General features: G+C 46.5%; 1 protein-coding gene. It reads left to right on the top strand.

The genetic code is table 11. The annotated features are described in order from the left end of the window. The coding region (locus A3750_RS21790) for an amidohydrolase (protein ID WP_068548822.1) at positions 1–600 on the top strand (600 nt) is incomplete at its 5' end. Positions 601–828: the final 228 nt, after the last annotated feature.

The raw sequence follows: 828 nt of genomic DNA, 5'->3' as shown, positions 1-828 counted from the left end.
TCATTCCAAAAACAAGACCAAAGCTATTTACTGGATGCACTCGAGAAACTCGGCAAGCGCTTTGTGGGCGTGACGCAATTACTCCACACTTGCTCCGATGAAGATGTTGCTCTTCTTAACGAAGCCGGGGTAAGAGCCGTTAGATTCAACCTCAAACGAGGAGGCTCGGAAGGAATAAAACAGTTAAAGAACTTCGCTCTAAGACTGCATGATCTTGCCGAATGGCACGTAGAACTGTACGTCGATTCGACGGAATTGGAAGGACTCAGCCCTACTCTCCTTTCTCTCCCCAAAGTAAGCATTGACCATCTTGGCTTGAGCAAAGTGGGGATTAAATCCCTACTTAAATGTGCAGAAAAAGGCGTATATATCAAAGCCACAGGCTTCGGCCGCATTGACTTTAAGCCCGCTTCCGTCATTCAAGACCTGTACAAAGCCAACCCTCATTGCTTGATGTTCGGAACGGACTTACCATCAACACGAGCTCCACGAGCATTTCAACACAACGACATTCAGCTAATTGTCGACAACCTAGATGCAGAGGCCGCTGAACGCGTGCTTTGGAAGAATGCTCTCACACTTTATAAACCTGCGATCTAATCAACAACACCTAAAAACAGCACAGAATATGGAGTACCTCCAGACTCTGTAATGACAACGTTTAGGTGAACGAAGCGCCAAAGTAAACAGACATTTGTTTAAAACGTGACACCAAGCTGCGTACCAACACCCACATTGTTAGCATCCGAGTCACTAAGTGCTGCAAGCTCAAAGGTGACACCTACTACTTGCACACCAAAACCAGCAGTAAACAAAGCCCCCTCACTC

This window comes from Oleiphilus sp. HI0079, assembly GCF_001635105.1.
Note: the sequence above shows the minus strand (reverse complement) of the source record. Positions and strands in the feature narration are given on the sequence as shown.